At 50.6% G+C, this 5,361-nt stretch carries 8 protein-coding genes; all 8 read left to right on the forward strand.

Annotated elements, in window-relative coordinates; genetic code table 11:
• Positions 1-270 (forward strand): phage major capsid protein (locus WC359_14575; GenBank protein MFA5401672.1); only part of this gene is annotated, 270 nt, incomplete at its 5' end.
• 98 nt (positions 271-368) lie between these two features.
• Positions 369-863 carry a hypothetical protein gene (locus WC359_14580; protein ID MFA5401673.1) on the forward strand — a complete coding sequence of 165 codons (495 nt, stop codon included), beginning with the start codon at positions 369-371 and terminating at the stop codon, positions 861-863.
• Between the two features lie 24 nt (positions 864-887).
• A complete protein-coding gene (locus tag WC359_14585) occupies positions 888-1,514 on the forward strand; it encodes a GIY-YIG nuclease family protein (GenBank protein ID MFA5401674.1) in 627 nt (208 codons plus the stop codon).
• A 56-nt stretch (positions 1,515-1,570) separates the two neighbouring features.
• On the forward strand, positions 1,571-2,638 hold the full coding sequence (locus WC359_14590) for a hypothetical protein (GenBank protein ID MFA5401675.1): 1,068 nt from the start codon (positions 1,571-1,573) through the stop codon (positions 2,636-2,638).
• A gap of 59 nt (positions 2,639-2,697) precedes the next feature.
• Positions 2,698-3,132, forward strand: a complete 435-nt coding sequence (locus tag WC359_14595) for a hypothetical protein (protein MFA5401676.1) — start codon at positions 2,698-2,700, stop codon at positions 3,130-3,132.
• Between the two features lie 11 nt (positions 3,133-3,143).
• Positions 3,144-3,410: a hypothetical protein gene (locus WC359_14600; GenBank protein ID MFA5401677.1), complete on the forward strand. Its 267-nt coding sequence runs from the start codon at positions 3,144-3,146 to the stop codon at positions 3,408-3,410.
• A 164-nt stretch (positions 3,411-3,574) separates the two neighbouring features.
• On the forward strand, positions 3,575-4,525 hold the full coding sequence (locus WC359_14605; protein ID MFA5401678.1) for a phage head-tail connector protein: 951 nt from the start codon (positions 3,575-3,577) through the stop codon (positions 4,523-4,525).
• On the forward strand, positions 4,522-5,199 hold the full coding sequence (locus tag WC359_14610) for a hypothetical protein (protein ID MFA5401679.1): 678 nt from the start codon (positions 4,522-4,524) through the stop codon (positions 5,197-5,199). The genes WC359_14605 and WC359_14610 overlap by 4 nt, the downstream gene beginning before the upstream one ends.
• Positions 5,200-5,361 lie beyond the last annotated feature (162 nt).

The following is a 5,361-nucleotide window of genomic DNA, read 5'->3' on the forward strand; positions in this document are numbered from 1 at the left end:
CTGTGGGGATATCCGATTGTTTGGACCGAAAAGGTTCCGGCGTTGGGTACCGCAGGTTGCGTGCTTCTGACTGACTTCTCGGACTACACGATCGCCGACGATCAGAGTGGCCCGGAAATCGCGCAGAGCATCCACCTGAAATTCGACCTTGGCCAGACGGCCTTCCGCATGACCAAGTACATTGACGGCCAGAACGAGTCGGCCACCGCCATGACCCCCACCTATGGCTCCACGCTGAGTCCGGTGGTCGAGTTCAAGGCGACCGCGTAAGTTGACGATGACAAAAAACAAAAGTAGGCGAGCCTGGGATGGACGGCGCAATTAGGCGCGGTAGATCCAATGGGTAGCTGAAATTAAGGAGACAGGCAATGAGATTGACAGAATGCACGAAGGTAGTGATGCGCGACCCGATGGAAACCGGAGCGCTTGATACGGCTACGAAGTCGGTGAACATGGCGAAGTACGCGAAATGTCGTATTCTTCTGTTCATCACGACCAACAGCACGGCGGCGGACGGCACTGTGACCCTCAAGCAGGGCACGACCACGACCGCCAGCACGGCGTTGGCGTTCAGCGAGTATTGGAAGTGTGAGACCATCAGCGGGGACACGGCAGCCAATGACGCCCTGACCCGCGTCGAGGCCTCCACGCTGACGACTGCTGGGGCTTCCTCGGCTACATCGCTCTACATATTCGAGGTCCGGGCCGACATGCTCGACACGGATACGTTCAAGAGCGAGAACCAGTACATCCGGCTGAACTGCACGGCGGTCACTAACTGCACGCATATCGCGTGCATTTACGAGCTGTACGAGCCTCGGTACGTTCGCGGCGCCGAGAATATGCCGAGCGTAAATTCATAAATTCATACGAGATAGAGAGAATTGATGACAACTAAAATATACGCTTTAAGAGAACGTCATTTTGTTCGGTATATTGGAAAGACCATCAATTCTCTCGAATCTCGGTTAAACGATCACCTTGCTGATGCTCGTAAGGGAATCAATACTCATAAAGCTAATTGGATTCGTCAGATGCTTGATCGAGGCGAACTTCCTTCTATCACGCTCATAGCAAAAGTGGATGGTGATGGCAATAAGGAAGAAATTGCTTGGATTAAGTATTTCAGGGATCATGGGATTGAACTTACAAACAATACAGAAGGTGGTGAAGGAGGAAATCCTTCAAGAGAGTCTCGGAAGAAAAACAGCGTAGCTTCAATAAAGTGTTGGGAAGACCCGATGATGAGAAAGAGAGTGCGTGAAAGTGTTAAAAGATATTGGGAAAATCCCGAAGCTAAAAAGAAGCATAGTGAGTTAATAAAAAAGAGGTACTTAGAAAATCCAGGATTGAAAAAGAAACACAGTGAAGATATGAAAAAGCATTTCACAAATCCTGAGTACAGAGAAAGAATAAGTGCTTCTATGAAGAGAGTCTGTTCAAATTCTGAGTTTCTCAAGAAGAGGACGTTAGCTATATTTAATGGAAAACAAGCAAAACGAAAACTACCTTGACGGGAGGGCCGGGATCAAACCTGGCCCTCCCTGATGGGACTTGGAGGAATAAAGAAATGAAGAAGATAATGGAAATTATGGCATTCGCGTTGATCGCGTTGCCTTTGATTGGGGCTAACGTGGAGGTCAAATACTCCGGTCCCTCTGGTCAAGGTGATGTGATCTACAAAGCGACTGCGACAGGTATTACCAACATGACGATGGGCACGGGAGGCCTTTACAATGTCACCCTTGATCCGCGTTATCCGATTACAGGTGTCAGTTTGCTACCTGGCAACCTCACGTTGGCAAATACCTATATGGTTGTAGGTAATGCTAGTGGTGTGGGAGCGGCGCTGACTCCGGCGGCAGTTCGAACAAATCTGTCACTGGTAATTGGAACCGATGTCCAGGCGTATGATGCTGACTTAACCACATGGGCAGGAATAACTCCGTCTGCAAACGCGCAGGCTTTGTTACTCTTAACCTATGCGGCTATGAGGACTAACTTGACTCTTGTAATCGGAACGGACGTGCAAGCCTATGACGCTGATTTGACTACTTGGGCAGGCATCACGCCTTCGGCAAATGCACAAGCATTGCTCTTGCTGACCTACGCGGCTATGCGGACTAACTTGAATTTGGTGATTGGCACTGATGTTCAGGCTTACGATGCTCAATTGGATACTTGGTCAGGAGTGACTCCAAGTGCGGACGGTCAGACTCTGGTCGCTTTAGCAAACTATGCCACAATGAGGACAAACATCGTTGGGGCTGGAACGGTCACAGCGGGTATGCTTGATCCTTCTATAGTGACTAATGTGCTTGCTGGCGGAATGGTACTTCCGGCCGTTGATTATGGCGCAGCAACGAACGGCGCTGCTGGAAATATTGCAAGCGGTAATCTTGCCCTTGCACGTATAACCAACGCCTTGGCAACAGCTGGGTCAAATATCGGTGGAAACATTCCTGTCGCTTCGATTACAAATGCGTTGACGACCGGTGGGTCAAGCATTGGGGGCAACATTCCAATAGCGGCCTTGACTAATGCGGCTGGTGGTGGGGTGTGTATAGTAACAAACCTGGACTTGAACGGGACAACCAATATCCTCACGTTCATCGGAACGGTTCAACGGAATCACTAACTTGAAGCTCAATGGGGCTGTCGGCAATCCGGCCACAGCCCCGGTGAGGAAGGAGATTCATGCAAAAGATTTTATGCTTTGTGATTGCGGGACTGGCGGGGCTTGTCCTCGCTGAAGGAACGGTTGTTGAGACCAAGACGCTTATCAGTTCACCCGCCAAGTACACTCTGGCCTGGACCGCCTCGACCAACGGGATTGTCAGTCAGGCAACCACATTCTACGTGCGGGGCGAGATTGCGCGGGTGGTCCTTGACGGGACCTCCACTGGTGCGACTTATAGCTTGACGTTGAAGGATGGGTCGGGCGTGGACGTGCTGGCAGGTTTGGGCGCAGGCGTTTCCACGAGCGCGGTGTCCAGCGTGGTGCCGGGGATCAAGATCACCGATAGTGTCACGACCAATGTGGTGCCATATGTGGTCAACGATCTGCTCACGCTCGGGGTAACGGTCGCGGGTAGCAACAGGACAGGGTCAGTTATTCTGTACGTAAAATAAGGAGAATGGTTATGGCAAAGCGAGAGATAAAACGAGAAATTGAACGGGTCGAAGAACAGGATGGAAAATCAGAAGAACAGGAAACGGCTTTGCCGGCCGAGAATAAGGCTTGCCCGATGGAAGTAGAACCTGTGGATGTCACCGTGACGGTTAGCAAGCGTCCGGCAGTCGTGGCGATCCGGGTGTTGCGTGGGATGCTTTTTTACAACGACGGGTACAAGATGAACCGGGTGAAACTCAACCCGGCCAAGCCTGTCACCGTGAGGATTGAGCAGTGATTACCAAGCCACAGGCCAACAAGATGGTTGCCGGTCCGCCAGCGGCGAAAACACTCCAGGACGGGTTGCAAGGGCCGGGGGCTGTAAAGGCTATGGCTGAGGCGTTTCGACGCGTTGTAGGACGAACCAGGACGTGTCTTGCGTGCGTAAAGGGGTAGGATGTTATGGAATTAACGACTCTAACTCGGTTTAAGCAGTTCGTGGGCATGACGGGGACTTCGCAGGATGCTTTGATTCTTGCCCTCATCCCACAGATATCCGACCAGATCGCGAAGTACTTGAAGCGGGATTTGGTCGTGACCACCTACCTCAGCTGGGTGGACGGGACGGGCAGTCCGATCCTGCGGCTGGAGCAGTGGCCGATCCTGTCCCTGTACAACGTGTTCCTTGGCACAGAGACTGCCGGGTACATCGAGAACACATCAGCCACCGTGAGCAGGGCCAGCGTCTCGTTTGACGGGACGAACCTGTCGCTCACCGAGATCTCCACAGCCGGGGTAGTGAAGACAACCGACCTGCCCGTGGGGACGAGCAAGATATTGTCAACTCTGAAGACTGCCATCGAGGCGGTGTCCGGTTGGTCGGTGACTCTGAACAGTGCCGATTATGAAACTGAACCAACCAGTATGCTTCGTCCAATCTATGCTGCGAGTGCTGTTGATCCAGACACTGCTGATCTTATACTTCCGGACAATCCATTTCCGATCAAGATAATATCCGAAGATATGATCGAATTGCTCGACAGCGGCAACGGCCCGGTGGGGTTTGGCGGCGGATCGATAGTTGAAGGGTTCGATGCTACCACAGGAATCGGTCCAGGGTTCCCGTTAGGGTCGGCAAACATTTTAGTTTATTACAAGGCTGGATATACCTTGCCGAGCGATGCGGCAGGCGAGACTCCAGCTAGCGACGGGACGTTACCTCCTGGATTAGCGTTGCTCGTCCATCAGATTTTGCAAGATGTTTTGTCAAGCACAAAGTACAATAGCAATTTGCAGAGTGAGAGTATTGGGAATTATTCGTACAGCCTGTCCGCGCAGGATAAAGGGGCAGTGCTATCGGCAATCAATAATCGGAAGAAAGACCTCGACCTTTACAAACGGATCATGATATGAGAACTAAGATATATGCTTTGCGTGGGGAAAACAGGTTTGTCCGGTATGTGGGAAAGACTGTCAAGTCGTTAGAAGAACGAATGCAAGGACATCTTGACGGTGCTAATAGAGGAGGCAATACATACAAAGATCGTTGGATCCGTTCGATGTTGAACAAAGGTTTGCTTCCGACAATTACGTTACTTGGTATTTATGAAGGAAATGGAAGTAAGGAAGAGATTTCCTGGATTAAACGTTTTCGAGATGGTGGAGTTAAATTGACAAATGGAACGGATGGTGGGGATGGCGGCATTCTCACAAAGGCCTCTTGCAGAAAAATTAGTAAGGCATTAACCGGTCGTAAACATACTCCTGAACAAATCGAAAAACAAAGAAAAGCCATAACAGGAAGACACCATACTCTTGAAGCACGCGCACGAATGAAAGAAGGGAAGAAGGGGTGGCGGTGTACGTGGGGCGACAAGATCAGTAAAACATTGATGGGACATCCGGGAGCGTCAAAAGGAGAACATCGTCCTCCTATAACAGTTTTGCGACTAAAAGAAGCCTGGATAAAAAGAAAAGCAAGCGGTTGGGTTAGTCCTAATAGGAATAAGATCCGCACTCCAATACAAAGAGAACATTATCGTCTTGCATGGATTAAACGTAAGCAAAATAAAAAAAGGAATAGTTAATGCGCATTTTGTGGCATTCAGTTTCGCCGCTCATCGGCTCCGGCTACGGGACACAGACCGCCCTGTGGACACCTGCTCTGAAGGCAGCTGGTCACGATGTGGCGATCAGTTGCTCCACCGGCCTGTTCTCCAGTGTGCAGTTGTGGAACGGGATTAAGATGT

The organism is Dehalococcoidia bacterium, assembly GCA_041653995.1.
In the GTDB taxonomy this organism is placed as follows: domain Bacteria; phylum Chloroflexota; class Dehalococcoidia; order GIF9; family UBA5629; genus CAIMUM01.